The organism is Paralcaligenes ureilyticus (assembly GCF_004346225.1).
GTDB lineage: Bacteria > Pseudomonadota > Gammaproteobacteria > Burkholderiales > Burkholderiaceae_B > Paralcaligenes > Paralcaligenes ureilyticus.
Genome location: NZ_SMAJ01000003.1, coordinates 138,436 through 159,728 on the forward strand (window position 1 = coordinate 138,436; position 21,293 = coordinate 159,728).

The 21,293-nt window shown below is 60.2% G+C and carries 16 protein-coding genes and 1 other RNA gene; 15 read left to right on the forward strand and 2 right to left on the reverse strand.

Annotated features, from left to right (window positions below):
• The first annotated feature begins 51 nt into the window (after positions 1–51).
• From modA to EDC26_RS05310, 3 genes are read left to right on the forward strand one after another with little or no spacing between them, the layout of a single operon-like run.
• Complete coding sequence (modA, locus tag EDC26_RS05300) at positions 52–756, forward strand: molybdate ABC transporter substrate-binding protein (protein ID WP_425012316.1); 705 nt, start codon at positions 52–54, stop codon at positions 754–756.
• A complete protein-coding gene (modB, locus tag EDC26_RS05305; protein WP_132580745.1) occupies positions 756–1,445 on the forward strand; it encodes a molybdate ABC transporter permease subunit in 690 nt (229 codons plus the stop codon). The genes modA and modB overlap by 1 nt, the downstream gene beginning before the upstream one ends.
• Positions 1,442–2,143, forward strand: coding sequence for a sulfate/molybdate ABC transporter ATP-binding protein (locus EDC26_RS05310; RefSeq protein ID WP_132580243.1), 702 nt, complete (start codon positions 1,442–1,444; stop codon positions 2,141–2,143). The genes modB and EDC26_RS05310 overlap by 4 nt, the downstream gene beginning before the upstream one ends.
• Before the next feature lie 164 nt (positions 2,144–2,307).
• On the opposite strand, the gene EDC26_RS05315 is transcribed toward EDC26_RS05310, so the two are convergent.
• On the reverse strand, positions 2,308–3,138 hold the full coding sequence (locus EDC26_RS05315) for a TOBE domain-containing protein (RefSeq protein WP_132580244.1): 831 nt from the start codon (positions 3,136–3,138) through the stop codon (positions 2,308–2,310).
• Between the two features lie 51 nt (positions 3,139–3,189).
• Here EDC26_RS05315 and EDC26_RS05320 point away from each other — a divergent pair, with 51 nt between their 5' ends.
• The 12 genes from EDC26_RS05320 to EDC26_RS05375 all read left to right on the forward strand — a co-directional run bounded on the left by EDC26_RS05320 (position 3,190) and on the right by EDC26_RS05375 (position 20,585).
• A complete protein-coding gene (locus EDC26_RS05320) occupies positions 3,190–5,934 on the forward strand; it encodes a PD-(D/E)XK nuclease family protein (RefSeq protein ID WP_243700794.1) in 2,745 nt (914 codons plus the stop codon).
• Positions 5,924–9,271: a UvrD-helicase domain-containing protein gene (locus EDC26_RS05325; protein WP_132580245.1), complete on the forward strand. Its 3,348-nt coding sequence runs from the start codon at positions 5,924–5,926 to the stop codon at positions 9,269–9,271. The genes EDC26_RS05320 and EDC26_RS05325 overlap by 11 nt, the downstream gene beginning before the upstream one ends.
• Before the next feature lie 72 nt (positions 9,272–9,343).
• Positions 9,344–9,441: signal recognition particle sRNA small type (ffs, locus tag EDC26_RS05330), an RNA gene on the forward strand.
• A 102-nt stretch (positions 9,442–9,543) separates the two neighbouring features.
• Positions 9,544–11,583 carry a DNA polymerase III subunit gamma/tau gene (gene dnaX / locus EDC26_RS05335; protein ID WP_132580246.1) on the forward strand — a complete coding sequence of 680 codons (2,040 nt, stop codon included), beginning with the start codon at positions 9,544–9,546 and terminating at the stop codon, positions 11,581–11,583.
• 39 nt (positions 11,584–11,622) lie between these two features.
• On the forward strand, positions 11,623–11,949 hold the full coding sequence (locus tag EDC26_RS05340; RefSeq protein ID WP_132580247.1) for a YbaB/EbfC family nucleoid-associated protein: 327 nt from the start codon (positions 11,623–11,625) through the stop codon (positions 11,947–11,949).
• Positions 11,949–12,557 (forward strand): recombination mediator RecR, encoded by a 609-nt coding sequence (gene recR, locus EDC26_RS05345; RefSeq protein WP_132580248.1) that lies wholly within the window; start codon positions 11,949–11,951, stop codon positions 12,555–12,557. Before EDC26_RS05340 ends, recR begins: the two co-directional genes overlap by 1 nt.
• 132 nt (positions 12,558–12,689) lie before the next feature.
• A complete protein-coding gene (locus EDC26_RS05350; RefSeq protein WP_132580249.1) occupies positions 12,690–13,730 on the forward strand; it encodes a substrate-binding domain-containing protein in 1,041 nt (346 codons plus the stop codon).
• Entirely contained in the window at positions 13,723–14,532 is an 810-nt protein-coding gene (locus EDC26_RS05355; RefSeq protein ID WP_132580250.1) for an ABC transporter ATP-binding protein, read from the forward strand. The genes EDC26_RS05350 and EDC26_RS05355 overlap by 8 nt, the downstream gene beginning before the upstream one ends.
• A 1-nt stretch (position 14,533) precedes the next feature.
• Positions 14,534–15,328: an ABC transporter permease gene (locus tag EDC26_RS05360; RefSeq protein WP_132580251.1), complete on the forward strand. Its 795-nt coding sequence runs from the start codon at positions 14,534–14,536 to the stop codon at positions 15,326–15,328.
• Positions 15,329–15,382: 54 nt separating this feature from the next.
• Complete coding sequence (carA, locus tag EDC26_RS05365; protein ID WP_165930916.1) at positions 15,383–16,537, forward strand: glutamine-hydrolyzing carbamoyl-phosphate synthase small subunit; 1,155 nt, start codon at positions 15,383–15,385, stop codon at positions 16,535–16,537.
• 12 nt (positions 16,538–16,549) lie between these two features.
• Entirely contained in the window at positions 16,550–19,792 is a 3,243-nt protein-coding gene (carB, locus tag EDC26_RS05370) for a carbamoyl-phosphate synthase large subunit (protein WP_132580252.1), read from the forward strand.
• Between the two features lie 34 nt (positions 19,793–19,826).
• Positions 19,827–20,585: an SDR family oxidoreductase gene (locus EDC26_RS05375; RefSeq protein ID WP_207915078.1), complete on the forward strand. Its 759-nt coding sequence runs from the start codon at positions 19,827–19,829 to the stop codon at positions 20,583–20,585.
• 350 nt (positions 20,586–20,935) lie between these two features.
• On the opposite strand, the gene EDC26_RS05380 is transcribed toward EDC26_RS05375, so the two are convergent.
• Complete coding sequence (locus EDC26_RS05380) at positions 20,936–21,223, reverse strand: hypothetical protein (RefSeq protein WP_132580254.1); 288 nt, start codon at positions 21,221–21,223, stop codon at positions 20,936–20,938.
• Between the last annotated feature and the right edge of the window lie 70 nt (positions 21,224–21,293).

Consider the following 21,293-nt stretch of genomic DNA (forward strand, 5'->3'; position numbering starts at 1 on the left):
GTGAAAGGACGGCTATCGGCAGTGTTTATGGCTTTGACGGTTCTCGGGTACATGTCCACGGCATCTGCCGGCCAGGTGGTGGTGTCTGCGGCGGCGAGCCTGACCAACGCTTTCAAGGCGGCGGCCGTGGCGTTTGAGTCGGATCATCATGACGTTCAGATTCTGCTGACTTTTGGCGCTTCGGACGTTGTTCTGCAGCAGATCATCAACGGGGCGCCGGCCGATGTGTTTGCTTCGGCCGACCAGAAGGCGATGGACAAAGCGGTTGCAGCCAAAGTGATCGAGCCCGCCTCGCGTCAGGATTTTGCGCGCAATGAGGTGGTTCTGATTGTGCCGGCAGACAGCAAACTGGGTTTACGATCGGTGGACGATTTAAAGCGCGCTGACGTCAAGCGCGTCACCTATGGCAATCCGGCATCGGTGCCGGTGGGCCGCTACACCATGGCATCGCTGAAAAAGGCTGGCCTGTGGGAGTCCTTGCAGGCCAAATCGATACTGGCGCAAAATGTGCGCCAGGCGCTGGATTACGTTGCGCGCGATGAAGTGGATGCGGGCTTTGTGTTTGGCACGGATGCCGCCATCATGCCCACCACCGTAAAAGTCGTGCAGCACCTGGCGTCGCCGCAGCCGGTGCTGTATCCGATTGCCTTGACTTTGCGCGGGCAGCACAACCAGGATGCCCAGGCGTTTATAAAATTCGTGCTTTCGCCGCAAGGCCAGGCGGTTCTGGCGCGGTACGGGTTCAAGAAGCCTTGATACACGAACTTAGCATTCCCTTATTGTTGTCGCTGAAGGTTGCCGGTTGGGCAACCTTGTTTGCGATGGTGCTTGGCGTTGGCCTGGCGTTTGGTTTGTCGCGGTGGCGTTCCGTCTGGTGCGATTTGGTCGATTCGGTGCTGACGCTGCCCCTGGTATTGCCGCCTACCGTGATGGGCTATTACCTGCTGGTTCTGTTCGGTCGCCGTGGCTGGTTGGGGGAGTTTCTGGCCAGATGGGGAATTGACCTGGTGTTTACGTGGCAGGGCGCCGTGATGGCCGCGACGGTTGTTGCATTCCCTCTGGTTTTGAAGTCGGCCCGGGCCGCGTTCGAAGAGATCGATCCGCAGATGGAAAACGCAGCGCGTGTTCTGGGCGTTAGTGAAACGGCGTTGTTTTTCAGGGTGGTACTGCCCCTGGCGTTGCGTGGAATATTTGCCGGCGTTCTGTTGGCCTTTGCGCGTGCCCTTGGCGAATTCGGCGCCACTCTGATGATCGCCGGCAGCATACCCGGGCGAACGCAGACCTTGTCGATTGCCATCTACGAGGCGGTTCAGGCAGGCGACGATGGCCTGGCCACGTTGCTGGTGCTGATTGTTTCGCTGACGTGTGTTGTCGTGCTGTGGGCCGCCAGCCGGCTGGTGCCCCCGCATGCACGTAATGCCACGGGCGTGCGGGGGCTGCGATGAAGATTGAACTATGCATTCGGCGCCGCCTCGTTTCGCGTGATCGCGAGTTTGCTCTTGATGTGACGCTTGATACCGATACGCGCCGAGTGGCGTTGTTCGGCCCATCGGGTGCGGGCAAGACCTTGACCATTCAGGCGGTTGCAGGGCTGATGCGGCCCGATCAGGGGCGCATCGCCATCAATGGCCGGGTTTTGTTCGACTCTGAAAAGCAGATAGATGTGGCACCCGCCGCGCGCAAGGTCGCGTATCTGTTTCAGGACTATGGACTATTTCCGCATTTGACGGTGCTGCAGAATATCTGCTTTGGCCTGAAAAAAGGTTGGCGCAATCCGGGGCGGCGCGATATTCCCGAGGCGGCGCGGCGCTGGATAGACACGTTTGAGCTGGAGGCCATTATCCACAGCCTCCCTGCGGAAATATCCGGCGGCCAGAAGCAGCGTGTTGCGCTGGCGCGCGCTCTGGCCGTCGAGCCCGATATATTGCTGCTCGACGAGCCGCTGGCCGCGCTGCATGCGGCGCTACGTAAAAAATTACGTATGGAACTGGCCGCGCTTCAACAACGGCTGGAAATTCCCATGATCGTCATTACTCATGATCCCGCGGATGTGCTGGAGCTGGCCGATGAGGTTTACGAAATAGGCGACGGGGTGATTACGGGGTCGGCCAGTCCTCGCGAGCTATTCGCCCGTGGGGATTGAGTCAGGGCGTTATTGATTTGATTGGCGGGGTTTTGGTGGCATGCCAAATGGTGATGGCACCCACAAGGGGTGCCGCTCCATGATCGACCGCCACGTCTTTGTAGCGGCACCCCTTGTGGGTGCCACGCGCCGCGGGCCCCGATCCTCCGCGTCGATCAACAAGATCAATCCGTCACGCCCAGCATCACGCTGGAGGCTTTGAAGATGGCGATGGCCGGATCGCCTTTTTTCAGGCCCAGCTTTGTGACGCCTTCGCGGCTGACCATGGCGGCGATGACGCGGCCGGCCCCTATCTCGATGCATACTTCGGAATTCACGGCGCCTACCGTGATGCGGCTGATGTGCCCCGGCAATTGGTTGCGCGCCGACAAGGCCAGTCCGGCACCGGGCCGGCCGACAATGACGGATGTGGCCTTGATGAAGGCCAGTGCGCGCCGGCCGGGTTTAAGTTTCAGGTTGCGCACGCTTTCGTGGGTGATCGATGCCACCAGCTCGCAACCATCGCCCATGTCCAGAATCACTTCATCGTTGACCGCTCCGGCCTTGATTTGCCTGACGGTGGCGGCCAGTTTGTTGCGGGCCGAAGTTTGAATCATCATGTGCCCAATCAGCTCCAGATTTGGTGTGGATTTATCGCCGGCGTTGGTCACTCTGGCAATAAAATGGCGGTGTTCGGCCTCTACCTTTTGGTAAATGTCGATCAGCTCGCGAGCGCGAGCAGTCAGCAGGGCGCCGCCGCCGCGCTGGCCGCCGGTGCTGCGCAACACCAATGGCTCGCCCGCCAGGTTGTTCATGGCATCCACCGCATCCCAGGCAGCCTTATAGCTGATGCCGATTTTTTTTGCCGCGGCGGTGATGGAGCCCTCTTGCCCGATGGCGGCCAGGAGTGCCATGCGCCTTTGGCTTCCCCAGTTCTGGTCGCCCGAGCTGAGGAAGATCGAGCCGGTGAGGGTGATTGCAGCGGCGCCAGAGGGTTTGCTTGGACGAGTAGCCATGGCGTATAAGTGTAAGCCCTGTGGCACGATAGCGGGGCTGCTTGCTTTACTATGCGGAAACAGCGCGGCACGGACGAGATGTGCGCGACGCTGTTGCGTGACCTTGTGGCGGTGTACGACCTGGGCGATACAAAAACGATGGACACCCAATTTGCTTCTATTTCACTGGCCGGCTTTACCGATCTGGACTGTGCGCAGACGGTGGTGCTGACTGTCAATAATCGCTATGCACGTCGGATTGTGTCTGAATTGTCTGCAAGGATAAGCGGCACGCAGCAGGTTATGGCGTTACCTGAAATCCTGCCTTTGAGTGCCTGGCTGCAACAAACAAGCGATCTGCTTGCCTTTCTGCCGCAGGCTACGCTGGCCGCGCATGCGCTGGATTCGTTTGGCGCACAGCAACTTTGGCAGCAAGTGATTGCGCAAGCGGAGTCCGATCGTATTTTGCTGGATATCGCACAGGCGGCGCGCCTGGCCAGCGATGCCGACCGCCTGCTGTCGGAATGGAAAATAACCATTGATGCCGAAGACGAAACGCGCGATTTTCGGCGCTTCAAAGCGTGGCGCAGCAGCTATCGAAGCCGTTTGGCGGCACTGGATGCCGAGGATGGCAATCTTGCCTATGAACGCGTCTGCCAGGCCATTGGCGCCGGGCAATTGAGGGTGCCGTTTCAAACCTTGGTGCTGGCGGGTTTTAACGACTGGTCGCCCCGCTTCCTGGAGCTGCTGCAAGCCCTGCGGCAGCAAGGGGTCGAGATCAGTGAATTGCGAATTCACACGCATCAGGCCGAGAGTGTCCGGCGCATTATGGCCAGCGATCCGGATTCGGAGTGGCGCCTGGCGGCCCAGTGGGCAGCAGAACGTCTGAGCTGCGATCCGCAGGGGCGTTATGCCATCGTGGCGGCCAGGCTTGAAACCGACGTGGCGTTTGCACACCGGGTTGTGCGCGAGGCACTGGACGCGGCCGTGGCCGATACGCCTTTGCTTTATAACGTGGCCGTTGGGCGGCCGCTCGCCGATTGGCCCCTGGCGCATGCGGCGCTGGCATGGCTCGATGCGTTCTGTGCGCTGGCGCAGGGCAAGCGTTGTCTGCCTGAAATAATGGGCCAAGCCTTGTTGGCAGGGCATTGCGTGGGCGAGGCGCCCGAGGCATCGGGGCGTGCGGCAATCGACGCCCGCTGGCGTAAAAAGGCGTGCATCGAGGTATCGGGGGCCGACTTCAACCAAGCCCTGGCCCAGTTTGCGCCGAACCTGGGACGAGCCTGGCAACGGCTCGTCGACGGTGTGCTCTGCGATACCGGGCCGGCCGCCATGGATTTCTGGGTACAGCGGTTCAGGCGGATGTTGCAGGGCCTGGGCTTTCCCGGCGAATCGGTGCTGGATAGCCATGCCTATCAAGTGATGGAGGCGCTCGAAGACGTGTTGTCGCGCTTGAGCCGGCAGGCGGCTGTGCTGGGCGGGGTGGATTTTTACGCGGCCGTGAATCTGCTCAGGCAGTTGGCGGTTGAAACGCCGTTTCAACCGCAACGCGACCCGGCAGCCCGCCTGGATGTGCTGGGTTTTCTGGAAGCGGAAGGGGGCGTTTGGGATGGGGTATGGGTTATGGAATTGACCGACGAGATTTTGCCGGCGGCTCCCAAGCCCAATCCCTTTATCGCGCCGGCCGCGTTACGCCGCGCCAATGCGCCCCGAGCCACCGCCGAGCGCGAATTGCAATGGGCGCACGATATGTATGTGGCCTTGTGCTGCTGCGCGCCCCAGGTATGGGTAAGCCATGCTCAATTCGAAGGCGAGCGGCTGCTTCGTCCTAGCCCTTTCATCGCCGATCTGGCGGCCGAGGAGTGCGCCCCGCAGTCGGCCCCATGCATCCCGGCGGTGTTGGACAGCCTGCTCGACGAGCAAGGCCCCGCGCTCGACGCGGGCAGCGCTACTAAAGGTGGCATCGGTGTTATCGACACGCAGGCGCGCAACCCCATGTGGGCATTTGTGAAATATCGTTTGGGAGCCAGTCAGCTCGAGGGCTATGCCGAGGCGGCCGATCAAAATGCGCGCGGGATATTCCTGCATCGTGCCGTTGAACTCGTCTGGAGCATGATCGGCGACCAGTCGCACTTGCATTCTTTGCAGATCGACGCGCGTTTGCAGGAATTGGTGGAGCAGTCGGTGCAGCAGGCCGCGCAAGAGCACCTGGGTCATTATGGCGCCGTGCTCAAACGGCTGGAAACCGAGCGGGCATACAGCGTGGTGAATAGCTGGCTGCAGGTGGAAATGGCTCGAGAGCCGTTTCGGGTTCGTGAAATCGAGCACGGGTATCGTTGGTCGTACGGTGCGCTGGAGCTGAATTTACGCGTGGATCGTATTGATGAATTATCCGACGGACGCCTGGCCATCATCGACTACAAATCAGGTTCGGGGCGCATCGATCCCAAAGCCAACTGGATGCGCCGGCGTCCGATCGACGTACAACTGCCTTTGTATGCGGCCGTTTTGGCCGGGAACGAGGCGACGGTGGCGGCGCTGATATTGGCCAGGCTGCATGCCAGGCAGGTTGAGGTCAAGGGCTTGGCCGATGGCGGTTACGGCTTTGATGGCCTGGATTCTCCGTCCGATTGGCCGGAGTTTTCGGCGTACTCCTGGGCGCAGGTTCTGGAGCAATGGCGAGGCGCCATAGAGCTCCTGGCGCAGGAATACGCGGCGGGCGTGGCCAGCAACCGGATTGTGCAGCCTGCGGATATGGACTATTGCGATGTGTTGCCGTTCCTGCGCCTGAACGAAGAGGCCCGGCATGACAATTAAGCAGCCAAGCGATAGCGCCCAACGCCTGGCGGCGGTCGACCCTGCGCGATCATTTATCGTTCAGGCGCCGGCCGGATCGGGTAAAACCGAGTTGCTGACCGATCGCATTCTGGCCTTGCTGGCCACCGTCAGGCGGCCTGAAGAGATTGTGGCGATCACCTTTACGCGCAAAGCCGCTTCGGAAATGCATGCGCGCGTCCTGGCCAAGCTGCAGGCGGGACAGGCGCCTGCGCCCGACGAGCCCCATAAGCAGCACAGCTGGCAGCTGGCCCGGCAAGCCATGCAGCGTGATGCCGATCTGGGCTGGAATCTGTTGCAGTACCCGGCTCGCCTGAGCATACGCACCATCGATTCCTTTTGTGCTCATCTGGCGCGCGCCATGCCGTGGCTAAGCGCCCTGGGCGGCTTGCCTGTCATTACCGACGATGCGCGCGAACACTATGAGGCGGCCGCCAGTGCAACCCTGGCGATGATTGACGATTCAGAGCCTGTCGCGCATTTCGTCGCCCATATGGACGTCGACACGCGGGCGGCGCAAAGCCTGCTGGCCGATATGCTGGCCAGTCGCGATCAATGGCTGCCTTTGCTGGGTCAAGGCGCCGACGCGCAACAATTGCTGGAGTTCCTGAACGAAACCCTGGAAGAGGATTTGCAGCGTTTGGCGAAAACCATGCCGGCGGGCTGGGCCGAGCAACTGGCGTCCAGCGTTTCCCGCGCGGCAGAGAACCTGGCGGCGGGCAGTGGCTCTCTGGATTTGAGCGCCTTGCGAGGCTGGCAGGGTGAGTCCTTCGGCACCAGCCTGCCTGATCTTGAAAAATGGCAGGCGCTCTCCCGGGTTTTGCTGACCGCGGGCAATAGCATGCGCCGCAAGGTCGACAAGCGGCAGGGTTTTGAGGCGAAGTCCGATTACAAGGAAAATTTTTCGGCCTGGATAAATGGGGTTGATGACGCGGCGGGCTGGATAGCCCCTCTGGCTGATGTGCGTTGTGCGCCTGCCGAAGGTTATAGCTCCGATCAGATCGAAACCCTGCAGGCGCTTATCCAGGTTCTGTGGCTGGCCTCGGCGCAATTGCGTGTGCGTTTTACGGAAACAGGCGAGGTCGATTTCATCGAAATTGCCCAGCGTGCGCTCCAGGCGCTGGGCGAGGTTGACGATCCCAGCGACTTGTTGCTGAAACTTGATGTGGCCATCAAGCATTTGCTGGTCGACGAGTTCCAGGACACCAGCCAGTCGCAGATCGATTTGCTGGATCGCCTGACCGCGGGCTGGACGCCCGATGATGGGCGAACGGTGTTTCTGGTGGGCGACCCCATGCAATCCATTTATCGTTTTCGCAAGGCTGAGGTCGGCCTGTTTCTGAAGGTACAGGCGCAGGGTTTGAGCAATGTGAGCCTGACGTCTTTGTCGTTGAAAGATAATTTTCGCTCGCAGGCCGGTGTCGTGAAATGGGTGAACCAGACCTTCAGACCACTGTTTCCCGCCGACGCCAATCCTGCCATGGGCGCGATCCCCTACTCGCCGTCCAGCGCATTCAATGAAGCCTTGCCGGATTCTGCGATGATGTTGCATCCGGTATGGGGCGACGTCGGGGACGATATTGCCGAGGCGGACAGCGCTTCGTTCCAGGCTGAATCCATTGCGGTCGAGCTGGCCCGGGAGGCCTTGCAGCGTCATCCCGACAGCGAGCATCCCGTGGCCGTCCTGGTCCGGGCCCGCTCTCATCTTGGAGGCCTGGTGCATCGTTTTGCACAAGAGAATATTGCGTGTCGAGCGGTCGAGCTGGTGTCGCTCAGATCGCGACAGGTGGTCAGTGACCTGGTGCAGTTGGCCAGGGCTTTATCGCACCCGGCCGACCGGCTGGCATGGCTGTCGGTGTTGCGCTCGCCCGTTTGCGGCCTCACGCTGGACAGCCTGCACGCCCTGTTTGGCGCCGATCACTACGTGAGCGTGCCGTCCGTATTGTCGGCGTGGCTTGCGCGCGATGCGCAAGGCGAAGCTGGTCTTGCGCCTTCTGAAGCGTTGCGCCTGCGGCGCAGCGCGCCCATATTGCTGGATGCCCGCAACCAGGCGGGTACGGTGCCTTTTGCGGCCTGGCTGCAAAATTGCTGGACGCGGTTGGGGGGTCTTGCCGTCTATCCGGGGGCGGGCGATCGGGCCGACGCGGAGCAGATGTTTCGCCTGATTGAAAAGCTGGCGCCCTACGGATCACTGAATCCGGCCGATCTGGATGCCGGCCTGGACGGCCTGTATGCGGCGCCCAACAGTGGCAGCCATGCCGTGGAGGTCATGACCATACACAAGTCCAAGGGCCTGCAGTTCGATACGGTCATTTTGATGGGCCTGGAGCGCCGTCCGCATTCCGACACGCCGCCATTGATACGTTTTGAGCAAAGCGAGGGCCGCTTGTTGCTGGGGCCGATCCGGCATCGTGCCTCGGAAGAGACCGAGCCTGTTTCGGTTTATCTTGCCGAGCGGGAAAAAAAGCGCGCCAGCTACGAAACGGATCGTCTGCTTTATGTGGCCGTCACTCGGGCGCGCGAGCGGCTGCATTTAATTGCCAGGCTAAGCCTGGATGACTCGGGCGCGATCAAAAAGCCTCCGGCGGGCAGCTTATTGGGGCGCTTGTGGGACCACATCGAGCAGCCGTCTGCTCCGCGGGCAGGGCCGTCCGAAGGCATGACGCAAACGGTATCCGTGCAGGCGTCGACTCCTGCGGCAGGCCCGCGCCGATTGATTCGTATCCATTCCGATCACCTGCCCGCGCCTGAATTGCTTGCGGTTGCGCCGGCGCGCGGCGCCGCCTGGGAGTGGCGCGCCGACGCGGGCGACGAGGCGATCATCGGCACAGTGGCGCACGCCTGGCTCGAGCGCATGGGCAAAGACGGCGTGGATCGGTGGCCGGCCGCCCGCATCAGTGCAAGTCTGGCGGTCATGAGAAAACAGCTTGGTCGAGCCGGTGTGGCCGAACCGGCGCTCGATGCCGCCGCCGGCACCCTCGCCCAAACGCTGCTGGCGACTGTGGCGAGCACGCGCGGGCAGTGGCTGCTGAGCGCCGCCCAGGCTTACCGCGAGTGGTCCTTGCTGGATATGACGGGGCGGGTATCGGTGATCGATCTGGCCATTTCGCGCGAAGACGGCTGGCTGGTGGTCGACTATAAAACCGGGATTCCCCGGCCTGACGAAAGCCGCGAGGCTTTTGCCTCGCGCATGCGCGAGCGCCATGGCCCGCAGATCCAGCGTTATTGCGCCCAGGTATCGGCCCTGGACGGCCGCGCTGCCCGCGGCGCGCTTTATTTTCCGCGGGCTGATATCTGGGTGGAGTATCAAAAGCCGTGACGAATCAGTGCTTTGCGTGGGGCCATTGGCATGCCGGCGTGGCGGCGCCCAACACCTGTTAAACTTCCAATCGGCGGGCCCCTTCGCATGGTTCGGCGGTGAACCTGGTCAGGTCGGGAACGAAGCAGCCATAGTCGCTTAGGATCAGTGCCGAAGTCAGGCTCGCCTTTTCTTGTTTTAGCCATGTTTGGCTTTCAAATACCCCCCAAGTCCGCCCGAATCCGGTAAACTTTTCGTTTCACCCGCGGTAATTCTGGGGTTCATACTCTCGCATGACGTATCTGGTACTGGCGCGTAAATGGCGGCCTCGTTCATTTGACACTCTAATCGGGCAGGACCATGTGGTTCGGGCGCTGACACACGCGCTGTCGACGCAACGCCTGCATCATGCGTGGCTCTTTACCGGAACCCGCGGCGTAGGCAAGACGACGCTATCGCGCATTCTGGCCAAATCCCTGAATTGTGAAACCGGCATTACCGCCACCCCCTGCGGCGTGTGCCGCGCCTGCACCGAAATCGACGCAGGCCGTTTTGTGGATTATCTTGAACTCGACGCCGCCTCCAATCGAGGTGTCGACGAAATGACGCAGCTGCTTGAAGCGGCGGTGTATGCGCCCAGCGTCGGCCGCTTCAAGGTCTACATGATCGACGAAGTGCATATGCTCTCGGGGCATGCGTTCAATGCGATGCTCAAAACGCTGGAAGAGCCGCCGCCTCATGTCAAATTCATTCTGGCCACGACCGACCCGCAAAAAATCCCCGTCACCATCTTGTCGCGCTGCCTTCAGTTCAATCTGAAGCTGATGACCGCAGAGTCCATGGTGGCTTACCTGCAAAATGTGCTCGAGCACGAAAACATTCCGTGCGAGACGCCGGCTTTGCGTTTGCTTGCGCAGGCCGCGGCGGGTTCGATGCGCGATGCCTTGTCGCTCACCGATCAGGCTATTGCCTATAGCGCGGGTAATCTTACCGTCGAGGCCGTGCAAGGCATGCTGGGCACTATCGACCAGCGCCATTTGATACGCCTGCTGCAGGCCTTGTCGGCGGCGAGCGCGCAAGAGGTCTTGCTGGTGGCCGATGAACTCGCCACGCGCGGCCTGTCGTATTCAGGTGCGCTGGCCGATCTGGCGGTACTGTTGTCGCGTATCGCGATCGAGCAACGCGTGGGCGGCACCATTTCTCACGACGACCCCTTGGCCGACGACATGGTGGGGCTGGCGGGGCAGATGCATCCCGATCTGGTTCAGTTGTTTTATTCGGTGGCGGTGCATAGCCGCAACGAGCTGACGCTGGCTCCCGACGAGTACGCCGGATTTGTCATGGCGTGCCTGCGCATGCTGGCTCTGGCGCCTGCGCCCACCGGGGAAGGGGGCGGCGAAAGACGCTCGATACCACCGGCCGCGCAGGCGGCGCCGGATCTTTCGCTGCGGGTCGCTGCCCCAGCGGAGCCGGTCGCTACCGCTGCGGCGCCGCAGCCTGTTCCATTACCTGAAAGGTCGCCTGTGTCGGCGCCTCTTCCGGCATCTGCGCTTCCTGTCGATGGCGCCCACAAGGGGCGCCGCTACACGAATCCACCCGAATTGTCTGGCCGCGAACCCCTATCTGCCACCGAATCCATAATTGCGCCCGAAGCCATACCTGCCTCTAAATCTGTTTCTGCCTCTAAACCCGCGCCTGTTTCTGAATCTGTGCCCGAATCTGTTTCTGCGCCAGCCCTCGCGCCTGCGCCGCGGCCGGATACGGTTCCTGCCTGGGACGATGAGCCGGGCGTCGACGTGGCGCCGGTCGACGAAGCCGACATCATGGATGCGGCGGCTCCGGATGATTACGACCTGGGGGCACCCCTCGATCTGCAGGCCGACATGGCGCCTGCCTTTGCGGCTGAACGCAGCAGGGCCAAGACTCCCAAGTTGCGCAGCATGAATGCGAAGGCGTGGCCTGCGTTGGCCGCGCAGTTGCCCTTGACCGGCCTGGCGGCCGAACTGGCGCGCCAAAGCGAATGGCTGGGAGCCCAGGGAGATCAGGTCAACCTGCGCGTGGCCGTGCGGTCGCTGGCCGAAAGCCCCGGAAAATCTCGTCTTTGTACGGTGCTTTCCGAGTATTTCGGGAGCGTGATTTCGCTGCAGGTCGAATACGGCGAAACGGGGGACGAAACCGCCCACGCGGTCGAGCAGGCGCGTCGCGCTAGCCTGCAGCAGGAGGCCGAACGTGCCGTTCGCGACGACCCGGTGGTCCAGGCCCTGATCGGCGATTTCGGGGCTCAGGTAGTGCCTGGTTCGATTCGGGCTTCTGTTATTTCCAAGGCGGCCTAGGCGGCGCGCATAAAATTTTTTATTCAGGAATGGATCATTATGATGAAAGGCCAGATTGCAGGTTTGATGCGACAAGCCCAGCAGATGCAGGAAAACATGAAGAAGGCCCAGGACGCCTTGGCGGAGATCGTGGTCGAAGGCGCCTCGGGCGGGGGCCTGGTGAAGGTGTCCATGACGTGCCGCCATGATGTCAAGCGCGTCACGATCGATCCGGCGCTATTGGCCGACGATAAAGACATGCTCGAAGATCTGGTGGCCGCAGCCTTCAACGATGCACTGCGCAAGGCGGAAGCGACTTCACAAGAAAAAATGGCGTCGGTGACCGCCGGCATGCCCCTGCCTCCCGGGATGAAGCTGCCGTTTTGATGGATGCTCCGCTACCCGAGCCCGAACCGCTCAAGGCATTGATCGAAGCCTTGCGTCGTTTGCCTGGCGTCGGCGTGCGTTCGGCGCGCCGCATGGCGTACTACATGCTGCAATATGACTTGACCGGCGCGGATCTGCTTAGCCGCGCCTTGTCGGGCGCGGTGCAGGGCCTGCGGCATTGCGCGCGTTGCAATAGCTTTACCGAAGATGAAGTCTGCGTCACCTGCCTTAATCCCAAGCGCGACCCCTCGCTTCTCTGCGTGGTGGAGACCCCTGCCGACCAGAACATGATCGAGTCCAGCCATGGTTATCGGGGTTTGTATTACGTTTTGATGGGTCGCCTGGCGCCTCTTGAAGGAGTGGGGCCGCAAGAGCTGCAGTTCGACCGCTTGTTGCAGCGGTCAAGCGATGGGCTTGTGCGCGAAGTCATTCTGGCCACCAACTTTACGGCTGAAGGTGAAACGACAGCGCATTATTTGTCCGAGCTGTTTCGGGCCCAGGGCTTGTCGGTGACGCGTCTGGCCAGGGGCGTGCCGGCGGGCAGCGAACTGGAATATGTCGATGCGGGCACCATTGCCTGGGCAATTATGGAGCGGCGCATTACGTAGAGCTGAATTGCGTAGCGGTAAAAAGTGATAAGAGTTAGTGCTTTACCCAATTAGATTGGGCGAAATTGTCTTGTAATATCGGAACAGGCGCGTGGCGCAGGCTTTACTCAATTAACGGCTCAGGAGGTCTCTATGTCTATATCTCGTCGTGATTTACTTAAGTTGACTGGTGTAGCGGGCGCTGCGGCGGTCTTTCCCGCTTTGGTGCGCGCGCAGGGGATCGAGAAGAAAGAGGTGCAAATTGCAGTAGGCGGCCAAGCGCTTATTTATTACCTGCCGTTGACTATCGCCGAACTCAAGGGTTACTTCAAGGATGAAGGGCTCACCGCCAAAGTCATCGATTTTGCGGGTGGCTCCAAAGCCTTGCAAGCGGTGGTGGGGGGCAGCGCCGACGTGGTTTCGGGCGCCTTCGAACATACCATTATCTTGCAGTCCAAAGGGCAGTTCTATCGCACCTTTGTACAGCAGGGCCGTGCGCCCATGATTGTCTTGGGCGTATCGACCAAAACCATGGCCCACTATAAAACGCCCGCCGACCTCAAGGGCAAGAAAATCGGCGTTACGGCGCCTGGTTCTTCCACGAATATGATGGCCAGCTTCTTCCTGGCCAAGCACGGCCTCAAGCCCGCCGATGTTTCCTTTATTGGAGTGGGAGCCGGCGCGGGCGCCATTACGGCTTTGCGTACCGGGCAGATCGATGCCATCGCCAACCTGGATCCGGTGATCAGCACGCTGGTGCACACTAAAGAACTCAAGGTCATCGCCGACACACGGACGCTTAAAGATACGCAGGAAATTTTTGGCGGGAACATGCCGTCGGGCTGCCTTTATACCTCGCAGGCTTTCATCGATAAAAATCCCAATACGGTTCAGGCCATGGCCAATGCCATGGTGCGCGCCGACAAATGGATACAGGCGGCCAGCTTCGACGATATCGCCAAAACGGTGCCCAAAGGCTATTTGTTGGGCGATCCCGACTTGTATAAATTGGCCTTGCAAGGCAATAAAGAAGCGCTCTCGCCCGATGGCATGGTGCCGGCGGACGGCCCCGAAACGGCACTCAAGGCGCAGGCCGCGTATATTCCGAATTTCCCGATAAGCAAAATCGATGTCTCCAAAATATGGACCAACGATTTCGTGATCAAAGCCAATAAGAAATACCCTCATGCCTGATGCCGCGCTGACGCTCGACAACATTACCTGTACGTTCGTATCGCACGAGGGCGGTCAACAACGTTACACCGCGGTCAAAGATGCAACGCTGGCGATAGCGCCGGGCGAATTCGTCTCGGTCGTGGGCCCAACGGGTTGCGGCAAATCCACCCTGCTCAATGTCGGGGCGGGCCTTTTGGCCCCTTCGTCGGGGCAGGTCAAGGTTTTTGGCGAACCGCTGCTGGGCATCAATAGTCGCGCCGGCTACATGTTCCAGGGCGAGGCCTTGCTGCCCTGGCGCAATGCGCTCGATAACGTTACCACCGGCCTGGAGTTTGCGCATGTGCCGCGCGCCGACGCCCAGCGCCTGGGCAACGAATGGCTAAAGCGGGTGGGCTTGGGAGGCTTTGAGAATCGTTATCCGCACCAGATGTCGGGCGGCATGCGCAAGCGCGCCATGCTGGCGCAAACACTGATACGCGACCCCGACATCATCCTGATGGACGAGCCCTTTTCAGCTCTTGACGTGCAGACCCGGCAATTGATGGAAAACGAGGTACTCGCATTGTGGATGGCCAAACGCCGCGCGGTTCTGTTCATAACGCATGACCTCGATGAAGCGATCGCCATGAGCGACCGGGTCGTGGTGCTTTCGGCGGGCCCCGCCACGCATCCTATCGGAGAATTCAACATCGACCTGGCTCGCCCGCGAGACGTAGCCGAAGTTCGCACCAACCCCCGGTTCGTGGAGTTGCATCGGGCGATCTGGGACGTGTTGCGTGAGGAAGTGCTAAAGGGCTACGCCCAACAGAAGCGGGCCTGAGATGTTCAAGTTCCTTAAACCCAATTCGGCCCCCATGCGCATTCTGCAAATTGCGCTGTTGGTGGCAATCCTGCTTGCCTGGCACATCGCGGCGCGGAATATCAATTTTGCGTTCTTCTTCGGCCAGCCCGTCGAGGTCGCCAAAGTTATCTGGGCCTGGTTCGTGACCAATGGGGATATCTATCAGCACCTGGGCGTTACGCTGACAGAAACCGTGCTGGCCTTCGTGATCGGGACGGTAACGGGTCTGGGCTTCGGGTTGTGGCTGGGGCTATCGCGCGGCGCAAGTGCGCTGCTCGATCCCTACATCACGGCGGCCAATTCCATGCCTCGCGTCATCCTCGCGCCGATTTTCGGCATGTGGTTCGGCCTGGGTATCTGGTCCAAAGTGGCGCTCGCGGTGACGCTGGTGTTCTTTATCGTATTTTTCAATGTCTATCGGGGCGTGCGCGAAGTCAGCACCACCTTGCTGGACAACGCGCGCATGTTGGGCGCGAATCGCCAGCAATTGCTGCGTTATGTGTACATCCCCTCGGCCACCAGTTGGGTGTTTTCGAGCCTGCATACGTCGGTGGGGCTGGCTTTTGTAGGTGCGGTGGTGGGCGAATACCTGGGGTCGGCAAGCGGCGTGGGCTACCTTATTCTGCAAGCCGAAGGTACCCTGGATGTGAACACTGTCTTTGCCGGGATTGTGGTGCTCACCGTTTTTGCGCTGCTGCTCGACGCTGTCGTCAGTTGGGTCGAAAACCGCATGCTGGTCTGGAAGCCCAAGTCGGGGGAGACCGAGAAGCTTTAGATATCACGGTATAATCCCAAGGTTTACTTACTGACTTTATTACCGGGGTTTACTGTGCTGTCGTCACTTTTTCCCGAGGGATCCGACGCGTTTCCTCCTGCAATTCTCGCTTTGGCGGACGGCACGATCTTCAGGGGCGTCTCGATTGGCGCTGAAGGTTATTGCGTCGCCGAGATCGTTTTCAATACCGCCATGACGGGTTATCAGGAAATCCTGACCGACCCCAGCTACAGCGGCCAGATTGTTACCTTGACCTACCCACATATTGGCAATACCGGCATTAATGACGAAGACGTCGAGTCTTCGCGCATTCATGCAGCCGGGCTTGTGATTCGCGATTGTTCGCTGCGGGTTTCCAACTTTCGGGCTACACGGTCATTGCCTGACTACCTCAAGGCTCAAGGTGTGGTGGCCATATCGGGCGTTGATACCCGTAAGTTGACACGCATTTTGCGCGATGGTGGCGCCCAGGGTGCCTGCATCCTGGTCGGCACTGATGATCAACAGGCCATCGATTTGGCTCGCGGCTTTCCGGGGATGTCGGGGCAGGATCTGGCCCGTGTCGTGTCGACCCGGAGTTCGCAAGAATGGGTCAATGGCAGCTGGCAACTGGGCCAGGGCTATAGCCACCCCAGCGCCGGCAAATACCATGTAGTGGCCTACGACTTCGGCGTGAAAACGAACATTCTGCGGCTGCTGGTTGACCGGGGTTGTCGCGTTACGGTGGTGCCCGCCCAGACGCCGGTGGCCGATGTCCTGGCGCTCAATCCAGACGGCCTGTTCTTATCCAATGGCCCGGGTGATCCGGAACCCTGTGATTACGCCATAGAGGCCACCAAGGTTGCGTTTGCCAAAAAAATCCCCTTGTTTGGAATCTGCCTGGGCCAGCAAATCATGGGTTTGGCCCTGGGCGGCCAGACCGTCAAGATGAAGACGGGCCATCATGGCGCCAATCATCCCGTTCAGGAATTGGCCACCGGCCGAGTGTTCATCACCAGCCAGAATCATGGTTTTGCGGTGGACGCGGCAAGCTTGCCCGCCAACGCGCGACCCACGCATATATCGCTGTTCGATGGAACGCTGCAAGGGTTTGAGTTGACCGATGGCCCGGCTTTCTGCTTTCAGGGACACCCGGAAGCCAGCCCAGGCCCGCATGATATTGCGGTGTTATTCGATAAATTCATCAGCCTGATGGCCGCAAAGAACTAAAAACAGAGCACTATGCCAAAGCGTACAGATCTAAAAAGCATTCTTATTATTGGCGCCGGCCCGATCGTGATCGGCCAGGCTTGCGAGTTTGATTACTCGGGAGCTCAGGCGTGCAAGGCGCTGATGGCCGAAGGCTATCGCACCATTCTGGTCAACAGCAATCCGGCCACCATCATGACCGACCCCGAGATGGCCGATGTGACCTACATCGAGCCGATCACCTGGCAGGTGGTCGAGAAAATCATCGAGATCGAAAAGCCCGATGCCTTGCTGCCTACGATGGGCGGGCAAACCGCTCTGAATTGCGCGCTGGATCTGGCACATCGCGGCGTGCTGGCCAAACATGGCGTCGAATTGATCGGAGCCAACGAACAGGCCATCGAAAAAGCCGAAGATCGCCAGAAGTTCAAAGTGGCCATGACCGCCATCGGGCTTGAGTCGGCCAAATCGGGTGTGGCGCATTCTTTGGATGAGGCCTGGGAAGTACAGCGGCGCATTGCCATACAGGCAGATACCGCGGGCTTTCCGGTGGTGATCCGCCCCAGTTTCACGATGGGCGGCTCGGGCGGCGGTATTGCCTATAACCCCGAAGAATTTGAAGCCATCTGCCGTCGTGGGCTCGAGGCGTCGCCCACCAGCGAACTACTGATCGAAGAGTCGCTGTTGGGCTGGAAAGAGTTCGAGATGGAGGTGGTGCGCGACAAGGCGGATAACTGCATTATTGTGTGCTCCATCGAAAACCTGGACCCCATGGGAGTGCACACGGGCGACTCGATTACCGTAGCGCCGGCGCAAACCCTGACCGATAAAGAATATCAGATCATGCGCAACGCGTCGATCGCGGTGCTGCGTGAGATCGGCGTTGATACCGGGGGGTCGAACGTGCAGTTCGCAGTTCATCCCGACACGGGCCGCATGATCGTCATTGAAATGAATCCGCGGGTGTCCCGGTCTTCGGCGCTGGCCTCCAAGGCTACGGGTTTCCCCATAGCCAAGGTGGCGGCGCGTCTGGCGGTGGGCTATACGCTGGACGAACTCAAGAACGAAATTACAGGGGGAGCGACGCCCGCTTCGTTTGAGCCGTCGATTGATTACGTGGTCACGAAAGTGCCGCGTTTTGCTTTCGAGAAATTCCCTCAGGCCGATTCCCGCCTGACCACGCAGATGAAGTCGGTGGGTGAAGTCATGGCCATAGGCCGCACCTTCCAGGAGTCCTTTCAGAAGGCCTTGCGAGGGCTTGAAGTAGGGGTGGATGGCCTGAACCAGAAAACGACCGATCGCGAGAAGCTGCAGGTGGAGCTGGGCGAGCCCGGCCCCGAACGCATATGGTATGTGGGCGACGCGTTCGCCCAAGGGTTCAGCCTGGAAGAAGTCCATGGCCTGACCCGCATCGATCCCTGGTTTTTGGCCCAGATCAAGGAAATCGTCGATATCGAATTGGCGCTCGAGCAAAAAACCCTGGCCGACCTGGATCAGCAAACGCTCTGGCAGCTCAAGCGCCGCGGCTTTTCCGACCGTCGCCTGGCGTTCCTGCTCGATACGTCCGAAGCCGAGGTGCGCAAGCTGCGTCATCAGTTGGGCGTGCGGCCGGTATACAAACGGGTGGACACGTGCGCGGCTGAATTTGCCACGCGCACCGCTTATATGTACTCGACTTACGAACAAGAGTGTGAAGCGGCGCCTACCGATCGCAAGAAAATCATTGTGTTGGGCGGTGGCCCGAACCGCATTGGCCAGGGCATCGAGTTCGATTACTGCTGCGTGCATGCCGCGCTTTCCCTGCGCGAAGATGGCTTTGAAACCATCATGGTCAATTGCAATCCCGAAACCGTGTCTACCGATTACGACACGTCGGATCGTTTGTATTTCGAACCGGTGACTCTCGAAGACGTACTTGAAATCGTGCACAAGGAAAATCCGGTGGGCGTGATCGTGCAGTACGGCGGCCAAACGCCGCTCAAGCTGGCGCGCGCCCTGGAGGCCAACGGCGTGCCGATTATCGGCACCAGCCCGGAGTCCATCGATGTTGCCGAAGATCGCGAACGCTTCCAGAAATTGCTCAACAAGCTGGGCCTGCGCCAGCCGCCCAACCGCACCGCGCGCACCGAGGGTGAAGCCTTGTCGCATGCGCAGGAAATCGGCTATCCGCTGGTGGTGCGTCCCAGCTATGTGCTGGGCGGGCGCGCCATGGAGATTGTGCATGAACAGCAAGATCTCGAACGCTATATGCGCGAGGCGGTCAAAGTCAGCAACGATTCGCCCGTATTGCTGGATCGCTTTTTAAGCAACGCCACTGAAGTGGATGTGGACTGTCTGGCCGATGATGAAGCGGTGTTTATCGGCGGGGTTATGGAGCACATCGAGCAGGCGGGCGTGCACTCGGGCGATTCGGCGGCCAGTCTGCCTCCGTATTCTTTGTCGCCGGAAGTGATCGACGAGATCAAGCGCCAGACTTCGCTGATGGCGCGCGCGCTTAAGGTCAAGGGCCTGATGAACGTGCAGTTTGCAATTCAGGATGGCGACGTTTACGTACTTGAAGTCAATCCTCGCGCATCCCGGACCGTGCCTTACGTATCCAAGGCGACCGGGCTGCAACTGGCCAAGGTCGCCGCACGCGTCATGGCCGGCAAATCGCTTGCCGAACAAGGCATTTCGGCTGAGGTGAAGCTACCTTATTTCGCGGTGAAGGAAGCCGTATTTCCGTTCGTTAAATTCCCGGGCGTCGACACCATACTCGGGCCGGAAATGAAATCCACTGGCGAAGTCATGGGGGTGGGCTATAGCTTTGGCGAAGCCTTTGTCAAATCGCAATTGGCGGCCGGCGTGCAGTTGCCGGTTTCGGGGGTGGCGTTCATCAGCGTCAGGGCGCAAGACAAGCCGCGAGCGGTTGAAGTGGCGCGCGGCCTGGTCGAGATGGGATTCAAGGTAGTGGCTACGCGCGGTACGGCGGCGGCCATCGAGGCGGCGGGCCTGCCGGTGCAGGTGGTCAACAAGGTGACGGAAGGACGCCCGCATATTGTCGATATGATCAAGACTGGGGAGATTTCCCTGGTGGTCAATACCGTCGAGGAACGCCGCAACGCAATTGCCGATTCGCGCCAGATCCGCACGCATGCTTTGGCCTCGCGCGTCACGTTTTTTACCACTATCGCAGGCGCCAGCGCTGCGGTCGAGGGCATGCAATACCTGCGCCACGGCGGTGGCTTGAAGGTGTATTCCCTGCAAGGGTTGCACGCTTCTTTGCGTACGCATTGACGCTTCGGGTCAGGGCGCCGCGGCTATGAGTCCCGTGACCCGCGTTTTTATCACAGGGGCGAGCAGCGGCATCGGCGCTGCGCTGGCGGCGGTTTACGCGCAGCGCGGGGCGCAACTGGCCTTGTTGGGGCGCCGCCAGGACGCCTTGCAGGCGTTGGCGGATTCGTTGCCCGGCGAACACCGGATTTATGCGGTCGACGTGCGGGACCGCGCCGCCTTGCATGCGGCGGCAGCCGATTTCCTGGCTGCAGGCGCCGTTGATGTGGTGATCGCCAGCGCGGGCATCAGTGTAGGCACTTCGACGGAATATCCCGATGATTTCGAGGTGTTCGAGTCTATTATTGCGACCAATCTGAACGCGACCGTATCCACCTTTGAACCCTTTATCGCTCCCATGAAGAAACGCGGGCGTGGGTGTCTGGTGGGTATTGCCAGCGTGGCTGCGGTGCGAGGCTTGCCGGGGGCCGGCGCTTATAGCGCATCCAAGGCGGCCGTGAAGAGCTATTGCGAAAGCTTGAGGGTCGAGTTGTGTTTATCGGGCGTCAAGGTCGTGACCCTGGCGCCGGGCTTTATCCGTACGCCGATGACGGCAGGCAACCCGTACAAAATGCCTTTCCTGATGCCGGTCGAACGCTTCGCCCAGCAGGCGGTTCGGGCGATCGACGGCGGCGTTTCCTATATCGTGCTGCCTTGGCAGATGCGCTGGGTGGCGCGTTTGCTTGCGCTCGTGCCCAATCGTCTGTACGACTATCTGGCGGTGCGCCGGCAGCGTAAACCCAGACAAGTGCGCTGATAGGTTTTGTAGCGGCAGCCCTTGTGGCTGCCATCGTGGCGATTACGTAACCGTGGCTGGAACATACGTTCAATCCCCGCGTCGTGGGTGCTTACCGCGTTCGACTATATGCCGCGTATCGTGCCGGTTCAATCCCCGCGTCGTGGCCGCTTAAGGTAGTTCGGGCTCCGACGTGCCCGGTTCTGGCTGCGCCAGAACTTCCCGCGCGAATGAACTGCTTCGGGGCGGCGTGCGAACTCGTGGGGCGATCAGTCCACTGGACTGATCGCAAACGTCCCACTCAAACAGCGCACGCCTTGCATCCCCGAAGCAATTCATTCGCGCGGCGTGCCCGAGTCGCCCGCCCTACCTTAAGCACCCACGCCGCTACCACTGTTGGAAATGGCACCCACAAGGGGTGCCGCTACAAAAGCCTTGACGTTCACGGCGGTATCGACAAAAACGTACCCGTCAATTATGTAGCGGCAGCCCTTGTGGCTGCCACCCTCCCATGGTTCAAATTGCCCGTCTGGATGATCGACGTTGCGAATGGCACCCACAAGGGGTGCCGCTACAAAAACGGCATCTACAACAGCATCCACAAAAACCTTGCCGCCCAGCCAGTGCAAAACGTACACTTTCGCCTTTGGCCAATCCATAAGCTTTCTTTAGTCGACCCGTAAACTCGCTGCGGGAGGACGACCCATGGAATCCTTTTCGCCAACACAT

Excerpts from the sequence above, each read along its gene's own strand:
- EDC26_RS05320 (WP_243700794.1), top strand. The coding sequence starts at position 3,190 with ATGCGGAAACAGCGCGGCACGGACGAGATGTGCGCGACGCTGTTGCGT.
- EDC26_RS05315 (WP_132580244.1), bottom strand. The coding sequence starts at position 3,138 with ATGGCTACTCGTCCAAGCAAACCCTCTGGCGCCGCTGCAATCACCCTC.
- EDC26_RS05310 (WP_132580243.1), top strand. The coding sequence starts at position 1,442 with ATGAAGATTGAACTATGCATTCGGCGCCGCCTCGTTTCGCGTGATCGC.
- EDC26_RS05325 (WP_132580245.1), top strand. The coding sequence starts at position 5,924 with ATGACAATTAAGCAGCCAAGCGATAGCGCCCAACGCCTGGCGGCGGTC.
- EDC26_RS05360 (WP_132580251.1), top strand. The coding sequence starts at position 14,534 with ATGTTCAAGTTCCTTAAACCCAATTCGGCCCCCATGCGCATTCTGCAA.
- modA (WP_425012316.1), top strand. The coding sequence starts at position 52 with ATGTCCACGGCATCTGCCGGCCAGGTGGTGGTGTCTGCGGCGGCGAGC.
- EDC26_RS05340 (WP_132580247.1), top strand. The coding sequence starts at position 11,623 with ATGATGAAAGGCCAGATTGCAGGTTTGATGCGACAAGCCCAGCAGATG.
- dnaX (WP_132580246.1), top strand. The coding sequence starts at position 9,544 with ATGACGTATCTGGTACTGGCGCGTAAATGGCGGCCTCGTTCATTTGAC.
- EDC26_RS05350 (WP_132580249.1), top strand. The coding sequence starts at position 12,690 with ATGTCTATATCTCGTCGTGATTTACTTAAGTTGACTGGTGTAGCGGGC.
- EDC26_RS05380 (WP_132580254.1), bottom strand. The coding sequence starts at position 21,223 with ATGGATTGGCCAAAGGCGAAAGTGTACGTTTTGCACTGGCTGGGCGGC.
- recR (WP_132580248.1), top strand. The coding sequence starts at position 11,949 with ATGGATGCTCCGCTACCCGAGCCCGAACCGCTCAAGGCATTGATCGAA.
- carB (WP_132580252.1), top strand. The coding sequence starts at position 16,550 with ATGCCAAAGCGTACAGATCTAAAAAGCATTCTTATTATTGGCGCCGGC.
- EDC26_RS05355 (WP_132580250.1), top strand. The coding sequence starts at position 13,723 with ATGCCTGATGCCGCGCTGACGCTCGACAACATTACCTGTACGTTCGTA.